15 protein-coding genes are annotated in these 16,478 nt (G+C 63.9%); 8 read left to right on the top strand and 7 right to left on the bottom strand.

The features are described 5' to 3' along the window. Window positions 1–24 precede the first annotated feature (24 nt). A complete protein-coding gene (locus BH93_RS18985; protein ID WP_037176374.1) occupies window positions 25–702 on the bottom strand; it encodes an L-ribulose-5-phosphate 4-epimerase in 678 nt (225 codons plus the stop codon). Further along, window positions 699–2,372 (bottom strand): ribulokinase, encoded by a 1,674-nt coding sequence (araB, locus tag BH93_RS18980; protein WP_155291077.1) that lies wholly within the window; start codon window positions 2,370–2,372, stop codon window positions 699–701. Before araB ends, BH93_RS18985 begins: the two co-directional genes overlap by 4 nt. A gap of 266 nt (window positions 2,373–2,638) precedes the next feature. Here araB and fdhA point away from each other — a divergent pair, with 266 nt between their 5' ends. After that, the gene (gene fdhA / locus BH93_RS18975) at window positions 2,639–3,856 is read left to right on the top strand and encodes a formaldehyde dehydrogenase, glutathione-independent (RefSeq protein WP_032377181.1); all 1,218 of its coding nucleotides are present in this window, start codon (window positions 2,639–2,641) and stop codon (window positions 3,854–3,856) included. 108 nt (window positions 3,857–3,964) lie between these two features. Continuing rightward, the gene (locus BH93_RS18970; RefSeq protein WP_037177021.1) at window positions 3,965–4,168 is read left to right on the top strand and encodes a zinc-ribbon domain-containing protein; all 204 of its coding nucleotides are present in this window, start codon (window positions 3,965–3,967) and stop codon (window positions 4,166–4,168) included. Between the two features lie 10 nt (window positions 4,169–4,178). Here BH93_RS18970 and BH93_RS18965 read toward each other — a convergent pair whose 3' ends face one another. Then, a complete protein-coding gene (locus BH93_RS18965; RefSeq protein WP_052065641.1) occupies window positions 4,179–5,351 on the bottom strand; it encodes a beta-ketoacyl synthase N-terminal-like domain-containing protein in 1,173 nt (390 codons plus the stop codon). A 191-nt stretch (window positions 5,352–5,542) separates the two neighbouring features. On the opposite strand from BH93_RS18965, the gene BH93_RS18960 reads away from it, so the two are divergent. After that, window positions 5,543–7,147 (top strand): diguanylate cyclase domain-containing protein, encoded by a 1,605-nt coding sequence (locus tag BH93_RS18960; protein WP_165712778.1) that lies wholly within the window; start codon window positions 5,543–5,545, stop codon window positions 7,145–7,147. A gap of 113 nt (window positions 7,148–7,260) precedes the next feature. Further along, window positions 7,261–8,193, top strand: coding sequence for an arabinofuranosidase (locus tag BH93_RS18955; RefSeq protein ID WP_052065782.1), 933 nt, complete (start codon window positions 7,261–7,263; stop codon window positions 8,191–8,193). A gap of 14 nt (window positions 8,194–8,207) precedes the next feature. On the opposite strand, the gene BH93_RS18950 is transcribed toward BH93_RS18955, so the two are convergent. From BH93_RS18950 to BH93_RS18940, 3 genes are all read right to left on the bottom strand, one after another. Then, window positions 8,208–9,233 carry a phosphotransferase family protein gene (locus BH93_RS18950; protein WP_037176380.1) on the bottom strand — a complete coding sequence of 342 codons (1,026 nt, stop codon included), beginning with the start codon at window positions 9,231–9,233 and terminating at the stop codon, window positions 8,208–8,210. Beyond that, complete coding sequence (locus BH93_RS18945) at window positions 9,230–10,441, bottom strand: acyl-CoA dehydrogenase family protein (protein ID WP_037177027.1); 1,212 nt, start codon at window positions 10,439–10,441, stop codon at window positions 9,230–9,232. Before BH93_RS18945 ends, BH93_RS18950 begins: the two co-directional genes overlap by 4 nt. 95 nt (window positions 10,442–10,536) lie before the next feature. Continuing rightward, a complete protein-coding gene (locus BH93_RS18940; RefSeq protein ID WP_032377176.1) occupies window positions 10,537–11,154 on the bottom strand; it encodes a TetR/AcrR family transcriptional regulator in 618 nt (205 codons plus the stop codon). Window positions 11,155–11,307: 153 nt separating this feature from the next. Here BH93_RS18940 and BH93_RS18935 point away from each other — a divergent pair, with 153 nt between their 5' ends. The 3 genes from BH93_RS18935 to BH93_RS18925 are packed head-to-tail and all read left to right on the top strand — an operon-like array spanning window position 11,308 to window position 15,085. Continuing rightward, window positions 11,308–12,945: a class I adenylate-forming enzyme family protein gene (locus BH93_RS18935; protein WP_052065643.1), complete on the top strand. Its 1,638-nt coding sequence runs from the start codon at window positions 11,308–11,310 to the stop codon at window positions 12,943–12,945. Next, a complete protein-coding gene (locus BH93_RS18930) occupies window positions 12,942–14,234 on the top strand; it encodes an MFS transporter (RefSeq protein ID WP_037176382.1) in 1,293 nt (430 codons plus the stop codon). Before BH93_RS18935 ends, BH93_RS18930 begins: the two co-directional genes overlap by 4 nt. A gap of 56 nt (window positions 14,235–14,290) precedes the next feature. Next, on the top strand, window positions 14,291–15,085 hold the full coding sequence (locus BH93_RS18925) for a MerR family transcriptional regulator (RefSeq protein WP_037176384.1): 795 nt from the start codon (window positions 14,291–14,293) through the stop codon (window positions 15,083–15,085). A 43-nt stretch (window positions 15,086–15,128) separates the two neighbouring features. Here the strand turns inward: BH93_RS18925 and BH93_RS18920 are convergent, their stop codons facing one another. Beyond that, on the bottom strand, window positions 15,129–15,944 hold the full coding sequence (locus BH93_RS18920; protein WP_242459008.1) for an SGNH/GDSL hydrolase family protein: 816 nt from the start codon (window positions 15,942–15,944) through the stop codon (window positions 15,129–15,131). A 167-nt stretch (window positions 15,945–16,111) separates the two neighbouring features. Between BH93_RS18920 and BH93_RS18915 the strand changes: the two genes are divergently transcribed. Beyond that, window positions 16,112–16,447, top strand: a complete 336-nt coding sequence (locus BH93_RS18915; RefSeq protein WP_037176388.1) for a DUF2834 domain-containing protein — start codon at window positions 16,112–16,114, stop codon at window positions 16,445–16,447. Window positions 16,448–16,478: the final 31 nt, after the last annotated feature.

Raw genomic sequence — 16,478 nt, 5'->3', positions numbered from 1 at the left:
CGTGGAAAGAGTGTGTGGCGCCGGTCAGCGCTGGCCGTAGACGTTCTGGTATCGGTCGTACAGTGCGTCGACCGAGGAGCTCGGAATGCGAAGTGGTTGTCCCAGTTGATAAGACAGATGTACGGACCGTGCGACGTCCTCGCACATGACCGCCGCCTTCACCGCGGATCGAGCGCTGGGTCCCACTGCGAACACTCCGTGGTTCTGCATCAGGACGGCGGGAGACCGACTGCCGGCCAGGGTGTCGACGATGCCGCGGCCGATCGAGTCGTCGCCGATGACGGCGAAAGGACCCACTGGAATGTCACCGCCGAATTCGTCCGCGCACATCGTGGTGACCACCGGAATGGGTTCTGCCCGAGCAGCCCACGCGACCGCATAGGGCGAATGAGTGTGCACCACACCGTTGATGTGGTCGAGGTGCCGATAGACGTACGCCTGTGCCTCGGTGTCCGAGGACGGCGCATGCTCACCTTCGACCACTCGACCGTGCAGATCGCAGACCACCATGTTGTCCGGAGTCAGGTCGTCGTAGGAGACGCCGCTGGGTTTGATGACCATGAGATCTCGCCCGGGTACGCGCGCGGACACGTTGCCGGCCGTCCACACGACCAATCCGTAGCGCATCAGTTCGGCGTGCAATGCGCACACGTCCCTGCGGATCTCCTCGACGACTCCGCGAACATCGTCGACAACCGTCATTTCGATTCCAACTTCCTGGTCAGGGCAGCGCGTCGGAGTGATCGCAGCCGGCGCATCGTCGGTACGTCCCGACCGAAGCGATCGTGTAGTTCCAGATAGATCTCGTACAGCGAGTCGTAGGCCTTCGATCGGGACTCGTCCGGTACGAAGGCGCCGCGGCGGACCATGCCCATCGATTTGGACGCCACCGGCACGTCGGGATAGCAACCGGCGGCCACGGCGGCATGGATGGCGGAGCCGAGTGCGGGCCCTTGCGCGGAAGTGATGACGGACAACGGCATTCGCAGTACATCCGCGTAGATCTGCATCAGCAGTGGGTTGCGAGCCAGACCCCCGGCCACGACGAATTCCTCGACAGGAACGCCGCTGTCGCGAAACGTCTCGACGATGACGCGGGTTCCGAATGCGGTGGCCTCCAGTAGTGCGCGATAGGTGTCCTCGGGACGCGTGGCCAGTGTGGTTCCGATGACGAGTCCGGAAAGTTCGTGGTCCACCAGCACCGACCGGTTGCCGCTGTGCCAGTCGAGCGCGACCAGGCCGTGCTCGCCCACTTCTTGGGCAGACGCGAGCCGCGTCAGGTATTCGTGCACCGACTCCCCGGCGGCCGCCGCTGCTTCGGAGTACGACGCGGGAACCGAAGTGCGCGTGAACCATCCGAAGATGTCGCCGACGCCACTCTGGCCCGCCTCGTACCCGTAGGAGCCGGCCACGATGCCGCCGTCGACGACGCCGCACATCCCGGGGACGTCGTTCAACACTGTCGAGCTCATCACGTGGCAGGTGGACGTTCCCATGATGGCGACCATGCGACCCGACTCGACTGCGCCCGCGGCCGGTGCCGTGACGTGAGCATCCACGTTGCCGACCGCGACGGCGATTCCCTCGGGCAGTCCTGTCCATGCCGCAGCCTCGGCAGTCAACGTTCCTGCCCGCGAGCCCAATTCGCCCAGAGGCTGATCGAGTTTGTCGGCGACGAATCCGGCGAAGCCGGGCGCGAGTTCGGTCAGGAAATCGACCGAAGGATATTTCCCGTCCTGGTAGATCCCCTTGTAACCCGCGGTGCATGCGTTGCGTACGTAGTTTCCGCACAGCTGCCAGACGATCCAGTCGGCCGCCTCGACCCACCGGTCCATGGCCTCGTAGATCTCGGCGTCTTCCTCGTGGATCTGGAGTGCTTTGGCGAATTCCCATTCCGAGGAGATCAAGCCGCCGTAGCGGGGGAGCCAGCTCTCGCCGTTTCGGGCGGCCAGTTCGTTGATGCGGTCGGCTTGTCCCTGCGCTGCATGGTGTTTCCACAGTTTGACGTATGCGTGTGGTCGATCGGCGAATCGAGGGTCTTCGCTCAGCGGGGTGCCGTCCGCATAGGTGGGCACCATGGTGCATGCGGTGAAGTCGGTACCTATGCCCACCACCTGCTCCGGCGCGATTCCGGCGGCCGCGATCGCTGCGGGTACCGCGTGGCGTAGGACGTCGCGATAGTCGTCGGGAACCTGCAGGGCCCAGGCGTCGGGCAGTCGGACTGTGCTGCCGGGCAGAGTCTCCTCGAGCACGGCATGTCGGTATTCGTGTACGGCAGATGCTATTTCGGCACCGTCCGAGACGCGGACGACGACGGCACGGCCGGAGAGGGTGCCGTAATCGACGCCCACCGTGTACTGGTCCACCGGCATGCAAATCTCCTTCATTGTGCCACCGACTGTGACGTGTGCAACACAGTGTGAGCGCTAACATCGCGCTGAGTCAAGTGCTCGGGATGTGACGGTCGATCGATTGTGGGACGGGGTGCCGATCTGGGTCGCTCACCTCCACTCCGAGTTCGGTGTCCGCGAACACATGAGGAACTGTGCATACTGGTGTGACGCGGGCCACAGGCGCGGATCGAGTCGATGATCTCGGCCTGCCGGTCACCCAGCTCACTCATCGAAGAGGAGAACTCATGGCAGACAACCGCGCAGTGACATACGCCGGCCCAGGGAAGGTGGAGGTCCAGGACATTGCCTTTCCCGGGTTGGAGTTGACCGACGGACCCGGAGTGAACCCCGCCAATGTCGGCCGAAAATGCGAACACGGTGTGATCCTCAAGGTCGTCTCGACCAACATCTGTGGCAGCGACCAGCACATGGTGCGCGGGCGCACGACCGCACCCGAGGGGCTCGTGCTCGGTCACGAGATCACCGGCGAAATCGTCGAGGTGGGACGTGACGTCGAATTCCTGAAGGTCGGAGACATCTGCTCGGTACCGTTCAACATCGCGTGTGGACGGTGTCGAAACTGCAAGGAACGCAAGACCGGCATCTGCCTCAACGTGAACCCCGATCGACCCGGGTCGGCGTTCGGGTACGTGGACATGGGCGGTTGGGTCGGGGGCCAGGCCGAGTACGTCATGGCACCGTATGCGGACTTCAACCTGTTGAAGTTTCCCGACCGGGACCAGGCGCTGGAGAAGATCCTGGACCTGACGATGCTGTCCGATATCTTTCCCACCGGGTTCCACGGGGCGGTGACTGCTGGAGTGAAACCCGGTGCGACGGTCTACATCGCGGGTGCGGGTCCGGTCGGCCTCGCTGCTGCGGTCGGTGCGCAACTACTGGGAGCGTCGGTGGTGATAGTCGGCGACATGAACGCCGACAGGTTGGCCCAGGCGCGAACCTTCGGCTGTGAGACCGTCGACGTCGGCAAGGGTGCACCGCAGGATCAGATCGAACAGATTCTCGGCATCCCCGAGGTCGACGCCGCGGTGGATGCAGTGGGCTTCGAGGCTCGCGGTCACGGTGGAGATTCGTCCCACGAGGCACCGGCGACGGTGCTCAACTCGCTCATGGAGATCACCACGGCGGGTGGCGGCATCGGGATCCCCGGGCTGTACGTCACCGGCGATCCGGGCGGTGTGGACGAGGCTGCGCAGCGTGGTGCTCTCTCGCTCAGCCTCGGTACCGGTTGGGCCAAGTCGCTGTCGTTCGCCACCGGGCAGTGCCCGGTGATGAGCTACCACCGAGAGTTGATGAATGCGATTCTCAAGGAACGGGTTTCGATTGCCAAGGCCGTGAATGCCACGGTCATCACGCTCGACGATGCACCACGCGGCTACCGCGAATTCGACAGTGGTGTGGCACAGAAATTCGTCATCGACCCGCACGGCATGATCGCCGGCTGACAGCGTCCGACCCCGGCAGTCGTTCGAGCCACCATCGCGAGAATGCGAGGGTGGCTCGAACGTTCGCTGCATCGAGTTCGGCAGTCGTCGGCCACCTATGCTGGGGTGATGTTCCTACTCTTCGGTTTCGGCAGCAAGCGCAAACACGTCGGCCCTGGCGCAACGCGAAACTGCCCGCGATGCCACAACACAACCCAGTGGTCGAGAATGAAGCAGTACCAGCAATTCACGCTGTTCTTCGTTCCTGTTGCACGCTGGAAGCGCGTCGAATTCGAGGAGTGCGGAATCTGCGGTGCTGCCACCGAGGTGTGAGGAAGGTACGTCACGCCGGAGCAAACACCACCACCGAGTTGTGTCCGCCCATTCCCAATGACGACTTCACCGTCAATCCTGGCTCCGCGGTGGTGAATCCGTCGAGCAACAGGGGATGGGCATCGGAGACCTGAGGTGCTGCGGGCACGATTCCACGTTCGAATCCCATGACCGCAGAGACGGTTTCGATTGCCGACGCCGCACCCTGGCAATGTCCGGTCAATGGTTTCACCGAATACACCTGCGCGTGTGACTCGAGCACCGTCTCCAACATCTGCGTCTCCGCTGCGTCGCATTGCGCCGTGCCGGGGCCGTGGGCATTGAGGTAACGGACCTGGCGTGGTGTGACGCCGGCATCGGCCAAGGCCTGCTCGAAGCATTCTCGTACCTGGGTGAGGGCCGGGTCGATCGAGGTGGCGTGGAACGCGTCGTGCGTCATGGAGCCGCCCAACACCCGAGCGTACGAGGCAGAGCTTCGATTGGACAGTACGAAAGCCGTTGCCGCTTCCCCCATTCCGAATCCGCGGCTGCCTTCCTGGAACGGCCGGCAACCCTCCTGGGGCTCCACGTCGACGACACCGACGCCGAGCTTGACGAAATGATCGATGTTCTCCGGCGTCAGCGACAGATCGGTGGCGACGAACACGACGTCGTCGACGAAGCCGGTATCGAGCCACATCTTGGCAGTCAGCAGGCCGGCGTTGCCCGATGCGCACATGGCCGAGACATTCATGGCCGGGCCGTGAAAACCGTATTCCTGCATCAAGAGCGACACCGGCGTCGACGGCATCAGGGTCAGATAGTCACGAACTCGGCGCTCACCACCGTCCTCCAGGTAGAAGTTTCGCCACTCGTCCACTTCGCCGAGGACGACGGCATGGATCAGGCCGACACGTCGCCCCGGATGCCAACCACGCGTCAACGCGTCGTCGATGGCCTCCCGTGCGGCCCCGCGAAGCGCCCGACCGAATCGGCTGGTGCCGTCGCCGTGGTCTCCGCCGTCGGGGACTTTGGCCAGCCACACCGGATTTCTGCCGGGTCTGGTGCGATCGTGATGCAGGGTGGCTGCCGCTTTGCCCGTGGACAGGCCGTGCCACAGGGCGTCTGTGCCCCAGCCGTAGCCGGACACTGCGCCGATCCCGCTGATGTCGATCCCCGTGATGCCGATGCCCTGAGTGCTCATCGTCGATATCCGTTTCTTTCCGAGGTATGCAAGCCGGATTCGGCTCACGCCTCGATTTAGCCCGTGAAACCGGCACCGGGTCCAGTCGAGAAAGGGATGTTCGTTGTAAATCGGGCATCGAACTCCACCGATCTTCGTTCTGGTGGTTCAATCGGGTGTTGACCGTCTGTCTACGAACGCGAGGACCGAGCATGGCCCCAGGGGAGCGCGAGAGCGTCGGCGACCCTGAACCAAGTCCCGCGTCGCCTGGATTGGCAGACCGCTACCGGGTTCTCGTCGAGCATTCACCGGACGCGATCGGTGTTCACCGACGTGGGACGCTGGTCTATCTGAACCCTGCCGGAATGCGATACCTACGCGCCGAAAGCGCCGAAGACGTCGTAGGTCGGCCGATCGAAGACTTCATTGCTGCCGAGTCGATCGGGCCCATGTTCGAGCGAATCGCCGCTCTCGGCACTCACGGCACGGCCAGCGCTGCGTCCGAAGCGACGGTGCTTGCACTCGACGGGACGACACTGACCATGGAAGCAGTGTCCGTGCGCACGGTGTGGAACGGCGAGCCGGCGTTCCAGGTCATTCTGCGAGATCTCACCGAGCACAAGGCGGCACAGAAGGCGTTGCGGTATCAAGCCGCCTTGGTCGAGCACGTCAGCGATGCCATCGTCGGAGTGTCGTCCGATGGTCTGGTGTCGAGTTGGAACCCCGCAGCCGAGTCGGTGTACGGACGGTGTTCGGCCGACGTTCTCGGTCGCAGCGTCTCGTACGCGGTCGGCGTTCCGTGCGATCCGGCCTCGATTCTGCGGGCCGGTGGACAACTGTGCGAGTCGCATCGTCGTGCGGACGGCACCGCGCTGGCGGTGGTGGTGTCCGCGGCTCAGATGCCCGATGGCTGGGTGTTGGTGTGCGCCGACCGAAGTGCGGTGCGACGGGCCGAGGACCACTTCACCGCCGTGGTGGAATCGCTCGAGGCAGGAGTCGTCGTGCTCGATCACACCGGCCGCATCGAGTCGGCGAATCTCGCGGCGAAGACGATCCTCGACATTCAGGTGGGGACCGAGACAGGGCAGGGGGCGTCCCTCCCCTTCCGCGTGTACGGAACCGACGAGGGACCGATTCAGCCGTTCGAGCACCCGGTCGCCGCTACGAGAAAGACCGGCGCGCCCAGCCAGGCGGTGATCGGCGTCGAGCGTCGCCGAGACGGCCGCAACTTCTGGCTGTCGTTGACGGCGACGATGCTGACGTCGGGCAGCCCGTCCCCCTCCGTAGTCGCCACGTTCGTCGACATCACCGACGCCTACCGGATGAACATCAAGCTCGAACATGCCGCGACTCACGACGATCTGACCGGCCTGCCGAACAGGCCGCTGATCCTGTCGCGCCTCGACGAGGAACTGGCGCGGCCGGCCCGAGACGACGCCATGGCGGTGCTGTTCATCGACCTCGACAACTTCAAGACGATCAACGACCTGCACGGACATACTGTCGGCGACGCTGTACTCGGAGTGGTTGCCGCGCGTCTGACCAGGGCGCTCCCGGCCGACGCCTTCGTCGGACGAATCGGTGGCGACGAGTTCGTGGCAGTGGTTCCACATCGAGCGGGCACCGAGGCCGACGATGTGCGCGCCGAGCTCGCCTCTCCCATCACGACGGCGGGACGAGTGTTGACGGTGACGGCGAGCATCGGTGGTGTCACCGTCGACAGCGACGACACCCGAAGTGCACTCGACATCCTCGATGACGCCGACCACGAGATGTACCAATCCAAGCCCGCAACGCAGTATCTTTCGCATCCGTAACAGAATTGGTAACGATTTCTCGTGTGTGCTGACAATGTTACGCACGAGGCGGGTGGGTCGTAAATACTGCTTCGGTGATACCGACCGTTCGAAAGTGCATGCTCGCGGTGCCGATGGTGGTCCTCGCTGTCGCCGGCCTGTTGTTCGCCTCTGCGGGCACCGGTGCCGCCGCGCCGTCCGAGTGGCGCTACACGATGGTGGCGTTCAGCAACGACAGTGATCGCAACATGGACGTCTACCAATCCAGCGACGGCACCGACTTCACCGCGTTGCAGACCTCGGCGTACCAGCCGCCGTCCGGCGTGGTGCGAGACTCGAGCATCTTTCGGCACACCGACGGTATGTACTACGCGACCTACACGACGGGCGGCGGAGCGAACATCGGCTTCGCTCGCAGCAGCGACCGCGTCGACTGGACGTTCCTGCAGAACTTCCCGATTCCGTTCTGCTGCGCCTTCCTGCCCGGTACCGGCGCCGGTACCGGATCGGCCAGCCCGCCCGGCTTCACCGGCTCGGCCGGCTTCTCGGACGGGCCGTCTCTGTCGCCGTTCACCACGAAGGCTTGGGCACCCGAATGGTTCGTCGACGGTGACCGCGTCAACATCATCGTGTCGCTCTCGACCGGTGGTGGATTCGTGCCGTATCTGATGACCGCGATGGATCCGGGCCTGAGAATGTGGAGCTTCCCGGTTCCGTTCGTCGGGATCGACGCCGACCACATCGATACCACGGTCGTGAAATCCGGATCGACCTATCACGCGTTCACGAAGAACGAGACCCGCAAGGTGATCGAGCATTGGACCGCGCCGTCGTTGATCGGGCCCTACACGCCCGCTCCGTTCCGCGACTTCGGTCCTCTGAAAGAAGGCCCCGCCGTCATCGAGTTGCCGGACGGCACCTGGCGGCTCTACTACGACGACTACACCAACCGGAAGTACTTCTACTCCGACAGTTCGGACGGTATGAACACCTGGTCCGAACCGACGGAACTCCCGGGCCTATCGGGAACCGTGCGCCATGTCGGCGTGATGAGAGAGCCTGCCTGACGAGGGCGTCCGTGTCAGTCGGTGGAACCCGATAGAGCTCTGAGCCCGGCTGCGATGAACTCCCCGGTAGCGTCTGCAGCGTTACGGGCACCGGCTCCGGTATCGGAACCCGACAGCGCGCGGTGAGTGATGCCCTCGCCGATCACCCCGAGCTTGAAATTGGCCAGGGCGAGATAGAAGCCCCAATTGTGCAGTTCACGACCGGATTCCACTGCGTACTGGTGGGCAAGGTCGTCGGCCGAGGGATATCGGTCGCTCGTCCATGCCGCGTCCGCGCCCAGGACCGCATCGAACACGGGTTGACGGTAGATGCACATCAGTGCGACGTCGGTGAGGGGATCGCCGAGGGTGGACATCTCCCAGTCGACCACGGCGGCAACAGAACTCACGTTGTCGGCATCGAGAATTGTGTTGTCGACGCGATAGTCTCCGTGGACGATGGACGACGCCGAGTGCGTCGGTATCGCAGCCTCTAGTGCACGGTGAAGTCGGTCGACATCGGGTAGATCTCGGGTCTTGACACTGTGCCACTGCCGAGCCCACGTCGCGACCTGACGGGAGACGAAGCCGTCGGGTCGTCCGAAGCTGTCGAGGCCCACAGCAGCGGGGTCGACGGCATGCAGCCTGGCGAGCACCCGGACGAGCTCGGCGGCGTTCTCGGTGACCTGCATGTCGGTGAGGTCGGAAAGATCCTCGCGCGTGCGGACGACTCGGCCGGGTACGAAGTCCACGACGGTCATCGGAGCACCGAGAATCGAACCGTCCCGATCGAAGGCCACTGTCCGGGCGACGGGGACATCGGTGGATGCAAGAGCCTCGGTGACGGCCCACTCGCGGGCCATGTCGTGTGCCGAGGGGGTGAGCCCACTGGTGGGCGGTCGACGAACGACCCATGTCGAGGTGTCGTCGTATGCCTTGTAGGTGAGGTTGGAGCGACCACCGCTGATCATCTCGACCGACAACGCGCCATCGAGCTCGATACCGTTGTTCTGCAGGAACCGTTCCAGCGCATAGCGATTCATTCCCTGCAGATCGCTCACGCCTGTGCCTCCCGCGCGGCGCGCTTGGCGGCACCGATCGTCCGTTTGGCGATGGCCCAGCGGTGTACCTCGGACGGACCGTCGTACACGCGGAACGGCCGCACTTCGCGGGAGAGCCGCGCCAGCGGAAGATCGTCCGAAACGCCGAGTCCTCCGCACATCTGGATGCTTCGGTCGACGATGCGGAAGATCGCTTCGGCGGCGAACGTCTTGGCGATGGATGTCTCGTTGCTCGCGTGTCCACCCCGGTCCAGCTCGAAGCACGCCTTGATCAGCAGTGCGCGGGTGGCCGCGATGTCGATTTCGTTGTCCGCGACCATCTTCTGCACCATGCCGAGATCGCCGAGCTTCCCGCCGAACCCTTCGCGGTGGGCCACCTGTGCGACGGCGATGTCGTGAGCTCGCCTCGAGGCTCCGAGCCAGCGCATCACATGGGTCATGCGGGCCGGTCCCAAACGCACCTGGGCATAGGCGAATCCCTCGTCGACGGCCCCGAGCACGTTCTCGTCGGGCACGAATACGTTCTCGAAGAACACCTCGCAGTGTCCGCCGATCATGGCCTTGTCCAAAGTGCCGATATGTCGGCCGACCGTGATGCCCGCAGTGTCGGCGGGGGCCAGGAACATCGTGGCTCCGCCTCGATCGCCCGGCTCACCCGATGTTCGGGCCATGATGATGAAGAACCCCGCACCGTCGGCACCGGTGATGAACCACTTGTGCCCGTTGATCTTCCATCCACCCTCGACCCGTGCGGCCGCGGTGGTCAACGCCGAGGGATCGGAACCGGCACCCGGTGCGGGTTCGGTCATTGCGAAAGCCGAGCGCACGTCTCCGTGCGCGAGGGGAGCGAGAAATTGCTCCTTCTGTGCCGCCGACGCGATGTGCGCAAGCATGTGGACATTGCCCTCGTCGGGCGCACCGAGGTTCAGTGCGATGGGGCCGAACAGTGAATATCCGGCTTCCTCGAACACCGGGGCGCGGTCACTCATCGAGAGCCCGTGGCCGCCGTATTCGACGGGCGCATGTGGCGCGAACACACCCGCGTCCTTCGCCGCCGCCTGCATCTCGACGCGAAGTCGGTCGCCGCCCGCATCGGTGACGTTGCCCAGAAACCGGTCCTCGATGGGAAGCACGTGGTCTCGAGTGAAGGCGCGAGTCCGGTCGATCAGCTTCTCGATGTCCGGGTCGTACGTCAGATCGATGGCCACCATGTGCTCCTTGTCCAGTACCGACCGAACACTCGCTCGGTTCCTCGAAGGTTTGCACAACTGCCCGTCCGGGTCAAGGGACCCGGCCCGGGCCGCTACTCGGGTATCGCGGTCGCGGCACCGACTGTCCGTCGGGCGATGTCGAGATACACGGCGACCAATTCGCCTGGCGTCATCGGTCCGTCGGGGCGATACCAGGTGGCGAGGCCGACGCACATGGTGGTGACGGCTCGGCTGGCATCTGCCGGGTGCGGGGTGTCGAAGACCCCGGATTCGACTCCGTCGGCAACGATCGCGTCGAGCAGCCGTTGCTCTTCGTCCCGCTTGGCGATGTACGCGGTGCGATTCGCCGAGTCGAGACTGCGGATTTCCGTCGAGCAGACGAAGGCAGCGTCACGCCGGTGGATGTGGAACAGCAGCAGGGACTCCACGACTGCGTCGAATCGGTCGCTGGGCGAGGTACCCGCCCCGTCCTCGGCCGATCGAGTTCGATCCAGCAGTTCGTCCATCGACGCGTCCATGATGCCGACCAGCAAGGCCTGCTTCGATGGAAAGTGGTGGTAGAGGCCGGGAACCGACAGGCCGGCACCTGCGGCGATCTGCCGCACCGACGTACCGTGGTACCCCTGCTCGACGAACATGTTCAGCGCCGACGCCAAAGCTGGGGAGAGGTTCGAGCCCTCGTAGGTTCGCCAGGTGTGGGTCGCGGTCATGCGCTTACCGTAGAGGTCGACTCGGCTGCGGCCGACCCCTATACACCGGGTTGACACAAATCTTGTGATCCGCAACACTGTTGAAACGCAGACCGAGCGAGTGTTCGGTCGGTCCCTTCGGGCCGAAATTCTGCTCGAGCGAAAGGGCCGTCCATGACCCTCGACGGAGCGACCGGGCCTGCAACTGTTCTCGACGCCTGGCGTAGCCGAGTCTCCGACACCCCGGACCGGCCGGCACTGGCGTACTTCGACGCCGTGCTCACTGTCGCCGAGGTGGACGAGGCATCCGATGCGCTTGCCGCGGCCATGATCGATCGAGGCGTGTCGCAGGGTGATCGCGTCGGCATCTATCTGCAGAACATTCCGCAGTACGCCTTGACGTTTCTCGCGCTGTGGAAGATCGGGGCGGTCGCGTTGATCCTCAACCCGATGTACCGCAACCGTGAATTGCGTGCCTTGATCGACGATGCGGAACCGATCGCACTCGTGTGCGACGAACGCGACCTCGATGCTGTGGGGGCGACGTTGCGCGGCAGTTCGATTCGGCTGATCGTGAGCACCAGCGGGCTCGATGTGCAGACACGCAACGACCCACGAGTCTTTTCGTCGACGTCACGCGTGACACCTCGGCCCGACGAGGATCTGATGGGTCTGATCGACGTCTACCGCGGCCGACCCATCCCCGAGTTCGATCCGAAGCCAGACGATCTCGCACTTCTGGCGTACACCTCGGGAACCACGGGTCCGCCGAAGGGTGCACAGATTTCGCACGCGAACGCATTCGCCACGGCTCTCGATTTCGGGGAACGGGCCGGTCTCGTCGACGGTGACGTCGTGTTCGCAGTCGCGCCGCTGTTTCACATCACCGGCGCAATGCTCGACGCCGCGGTGGCCCTGATTCGCGACTGCGTGCTCGTGTTCGCGCATCGTTTCGACGCAGCAGTCACTCTCGACGCCTTCGTCGAGCATCGTGTCACCTATACCATCGGGTCCATCACGGTGTTCAACGCGATCTCCGCAACCGAGGGTGCGACGCGAGCTCACTTCGAGTCGGTGAAGGCGTTGTACTCCGGCGGTGCGCCGATTCCGCCCGCGACGGTTACCGCATTCGAGTCCGTGTTCGGTTGCTACATACACAACGCATACGGCATGACCGAAACCACGGCAGGCGTCATCGCCGTTCCGCCCGGCGTGCGTGCGCCGGTCGATCCCGCGAGCGGGTCGTTGTCCGTCGGGCTGGCGCTACCCCGTGTGACCTTACGAACGGTGGACCCCGCAGGGCAGCCGACGGCTCCGGGAGTTGCTGGGGAGCTGGTGATCTCGGGTCCACAGGTGGTCTCCGGATACTGGAGAAATCGCGCTGCGACCGCGTCCACGATGCCCGGAGGTCGTCTTCGCACGGGAGACGTGGCGATCATCGACGAAGACGGATGGGTGTATCTCGTCGACCGACTCAAGGACCAGATCAACGTGTCGGGATACAAGGTCTGGCCCCGGGAAGTCGAGGACACCCTCTACGAACATCCTGCAGTGTTCGAGGCCGCCGTGGTGGGCAGACCCGATGCCTACCAAGGCGAATCGGTGGTGGCCTACGTGTCCCTGCGGCACGGAACCTCGGTGACACCGGATGCGCTGGTCGATTTCGCGCGCGATCGGTTGGCCGCGTACAAGCGTCCGAAGGCCATTCACATCATCGACGACCTTCCCAAGACTCAGACCGGGAAAATTCGACGTGCAGTACTCAAACCTGTTCCTGTGGAAAATCATTCGATCGAAAGAGACACTCCATGACCGTCGGATCATCGCGCGACACCCGCTCGGCACCCGATATCTCCTCACGGAAGAAATCGCTGTTCGCCAGCACGATAGGCAACGTACTCGAATGGTACGAATGGAGCGCCTACGCAGTGTTCGCACCGTTCATCGCGGCAGCGATGTTCAGCCAGACCGATCCGGTCTCCGCACTGCTGTCCACGCTGGCGGTGTTCGCCGTCGGATTCCTGATGCGGCCTCTCGGCGGCATGGTGTTCGGACGGATCGCGGACAAGAAGGGCCGCAAGTTCGTCCTCGTCACCACGATGCTCATGATGGCGACCGGCAGCCTGCTGATCGGCATCATGCCCACCTACGGTGCGATCGGGGCTTGGGCATCGGTACTGCTGTTGCTCGCACGCGTCATGCAGGGTTTTGCGCATGGTGGCGAGTCGGCGACGGCGTATTCCTACGTCGGCGAGATCGCGCCGCCGAACCGACGTGGCATGTGGGGCAGTGTCGCGTTCGTCGCCATCTTCGGTGGATCGGCTCTGGCATACACCGTGGGTGGCGTCATCACCTCCACGCTGTCGGATTCTGCTGTGGGGCAATGGGGTTGGCGCATCCCCTTCCTGCTGGGCGCACTCCTGGCGCTGTTCGCTCTCTACCTGCGCAAGAACATGGACGAGAGCGAGGTGTTCGACTCGGAGCAGAACAAGGTCGAACAAACACCGATCGCACGCAAGACCGTCGTGAAGGCGATCGTGCTGATGATCGGAATGACGTCGGGAATCACGGCGGCGCACTACACCTGGACCTCGTACGTCTCGACATTCGCGATCACGCAGCGTGGGATGAATCCAGACACCGCGTACTGGATGCTCGTCATTGCGCAGTTGATAGCGCTGGTGTCCCTACCGTTCTTCGGTCGTCTCTCGGATTCGATCGGTCGACGGCCGATGTTGGCCACCTTCGCCGTGCTGATGTTCCTGCTGCAGATCCCGCTGACGATGCTGATCTCGACGCAGTGGTGGACACTGCTGCTCCCGTCGACGGTGGCCCTGCTCGTCATCGCCGTCCCGGCCTCGATTCTGTCTTCGACACTGTCGGAGAGCTTTCCCACCCGACTCCGCACGCAGGCAATCGGATTCGCCTACTCGTTCTCGGTGGCGGTGTTCGGCGGAACCGCGCCGTATCTCAACCAGCTGTTCCTCGGGTTCGATCTGGGCTGGGTGTTCGGCGTGTACATCATGTTCCTGGCCGCTCTGACCGGCGTCGCCTGCTTCTTCATGAAGGAAACCAAGGGAATTCGACTCGAGGATGTCTGATCCGTCCCCGACCGGAGTTTGCTCCTGACGTGGCGTGAGGTTCTACCGTTGCTTGCATGAACAGCAGTGATTCGACCACCTGGGGTATCGGTGACGTCGCCCGTCGGACCGGCGTCACCGAGCGGACCCTGCGCTACTACGAAGAGCTGGGCCTGCTTGCTCCGGATCGGGACGGAGGGGGCAGGCGCCGGTACGACGGCGGAGATCTCGATCGGCTGTACCGGATTCGACTGCTCCGAGAACTGGGCACTCCGCTTGCGGAGGTCGATCCGGAGGCAGTGGACCTCCAGCACCTGACGCGGCAGCATCTGGCCGACCTGGATCAACGGATGGCCGAGCTCGCTCGTGTGCGAGAGCGTGTTCGGGCCGTGGAGGACCGACTTCTTCATGGTGATCGCCCGAGCGACGACGCCCTACTGGACCTTCTCTCCGGCCTGTCGACCGACGAGCCTGCGGTCACACGCCGCACCACGTTGCTCGTCTACCGCGACATCGCAGCAGCCCATTCCTACCTCGTCGACGTGCTGGGACTGGCTCCCGGACAGATCGAATACGACGGCGACCGAGCCGTCCACGGCGAGGTTCACGCCGGTGACGGTGTTGTCTGGTTGCACCGCGAGGCCCCCGAACATCGCATGGTGTCGCCGCTGACCACCGGCGCGGTCACCGCGTCGCTCGCGATCCTCGTCGACGACGTCGATGCCCATCACGCTCGGGTGGCGGCAACCGGAGCAGCGATCGACTACCCGCCGACCGACATGCCCTACGGCGTTCGTGAATACAGCGTTCGCGATCCCGAGGGACATCTGTGGTCGTTCCAGACGCCACTCGCAGAATCGGCGGCGTCCTGAACTCACCGACGACCGTTCCGAATCAGCCGATCGGGGATCGACTTCAGGCAGTCAGCGCCTCGGTCACCTCGGCCGCGATGGCGGCCTCGCCCAGCGAGTTCGGGTGCAGCGGCACGAACTGATCCGCGAACAGCAGTGGTTCCACCCACCGCACTCCGACGGGCTGGCAGGCGTCGTGCCCCTCCGACGCCACGGACATGTCCACGAAGGTCGTGTCGGTGTCGGCCGCTGCCTCGCGGATGGCATCGTTCAGCGTGGCCTGGAGGTTGCGCAGATACGGAACGTCGCCGAGCGCGACGGGGACCGACGGTTCGCACGTGCTTGCGGCCGGGATGAGCCATGGATAGCCGATGATGATCACCTTTGCCTCGGGCGCACGAGTATGTATGTCTCGCAACGCCTGTCGAACGGCCGGCAGCGTGCTGTCGAGAATCTTGTCGTCGAAGCTACTTCCGTTCTGCTGCGTGCACGGATCGAATGCACCGGCGTGGGTTGCCAGCGCACTCACGCACGCTGCGATCGCTCCCGAGAACACGCTGTTGTCGTTGCCACCGATCATCAGAGTCACTACATCTGCCGATGGCGACAACGCATCGAATTGCGGTCGTGTGCCCTCGAATTGAGAGGCATAGAAGTCGTCGGTGGCCGCACCGCCGCAGCTGACATCGGCGAGGCTGTAGCCCTGCTCGCGCGCTACGAGATGAGCAAAGTTCCGTTCCGACTGGAGGCACCTCAGTGGCGTGTTCGGTGCCAGCGGCAGCACGCCGTTGCCTGCACCGAAGCTGTCGCCGAGGTTGACGTATTCGATGGGCGACGCTGTTGCATGGGAGGGGATCGCCAGCGCGACAATGACGGACACGACATTCCGAGCCCGAGCCGTTTTGTCCTGGTGCGCATTACAGACCCCCATGATGGCCGGATATTGCTCGAAATCGTACCGCTGTCCCAGCCATGTGAGGATCGACCGAGGACGACGATCTCGAACGACACGCCGAGGAGATCGCGAAGTGGCCTAGGTTGAGATCCATGAGAACAGCAGATGCCACTCGTCGACGCCTCCTGCTCCTGCTGACCGTGATCGGGTTCGTCGTCCCCAACTCGTTCGTCGTCGCCTACTTCAAGGAGCACGGCGTCAGTCGCGACAGCGCAACCGCATTCTTCGCGGACTGGGTCGCCTCGACTCCCACTCGTGCATTGACCGCCGATCTGGGTATCACGAGCATTGCCTTCGGGGTCTGGTCCCTCTGGGACTCGAGGGACAACGGAGTCAAGCACTGGTGGTTGGTGCCCGTCGGTACCGGGTCAGTGGGTATCTGCTTCGCGGCACCGCTCTACCTCCTGCTGCGCGAGTATTCGCGGTAGTCCAGGTCCATCAGGGCTTACTTCTCCACCG

The sequence above is a fragment of the Rhodococcoides fascians A25f genome (assembly GCF_000760935.2).
Taxonomy (GTDB): Bacteria; Actinomycetota; Actinomycetes; order Mycobacteriales; family Mycobacteriaceae; genus Rhodococcoides.
The sequence above is the reverse complement of the archived record's forward strand: the minus strand, read 5'-3'. Positions and strand labels throughout refer to the sequence as shown.

Coding starts and splice junctions, on each gene's coding strand:
- BH93_RS18985 (WP_037176374.1), bottom strand. CDS start 702: ATGACGGTTGTCGACGATGTTCGCGGAGTCGTCGAGGAGATCCGCAGG.
- araB (WP_155291077.1), bottom strand. CDS start 2,372: ATGCCGGTGGACCAGTACACGGTGGGCGTCGATTACGGCACCCTCTCC.
- fdhA (WP_032377181.1), top strand. CDS start 2,639: ATGGCAGACAACCGCGCAGTGACATACGCCGGCCCAGGGAAGGTGGAG.
- BH93_RS18970 (WP_037177021.1), top strand. CDS start 3,965: ATGTTCCTACTCTTCGGTTTCGGCAGCAAGCGCAAACACGTCGGCCCT.
- BH93_RS18965 (WP_052065641.1), bottom strand. CDS start 5,351: ATGAGCACTCAGGGCATCGGCATCACGGGGATCGACATCAGCGGGATC.
- BH93_RS18960 (WP_165712778.1), top strand. CDS start 5,543: ATGGCCCCAGGGGAGCGCGAGAGCGTCGGCGACCCTGAACCAAGTCCC.
- BH93_RS18955 (WP_052065782.1), top strand. CDS start 7,261: ATGGTGGTCCTCGCTGTCGCCGGCCTGTTGTTCGCCTCTGCGGGCACC.
- BH93_RS18940 (WP_032377176.1), bottom strand. CDS start 11,154: ATGACCGCGACCCACACCTGGCGAACCTACGAGGGCTCGAACCTCTCC.
- BH93_RS18935 (WP_052065643.1), top strand. CDS start 11,308: ATGACCCTCGACGGAGCGACCGGGCCTGCAACTGTTCTCGACGCCTGG.
- BH93_RS18930 (WP_037176382.1), top strand. CDS start 12,942: ATGACCGTCGGATCATCGCGCGACACCCGCTCGGCACCCGATATCTCC.
- BH93_RS18925 (WP_037176384.1), top strand. CDS start 14,291: ATGAACAGCAGTGATTCGACCACCTGGGGTATCGGTGACGTCGCCCGT.
- BH93_RS18915 (WP_037176388.1), top strand. CDS start 16,112: ATGAGAACAGCAGATGCCACTCGTCGACGCCTCCTGCTCCTGCTGACC.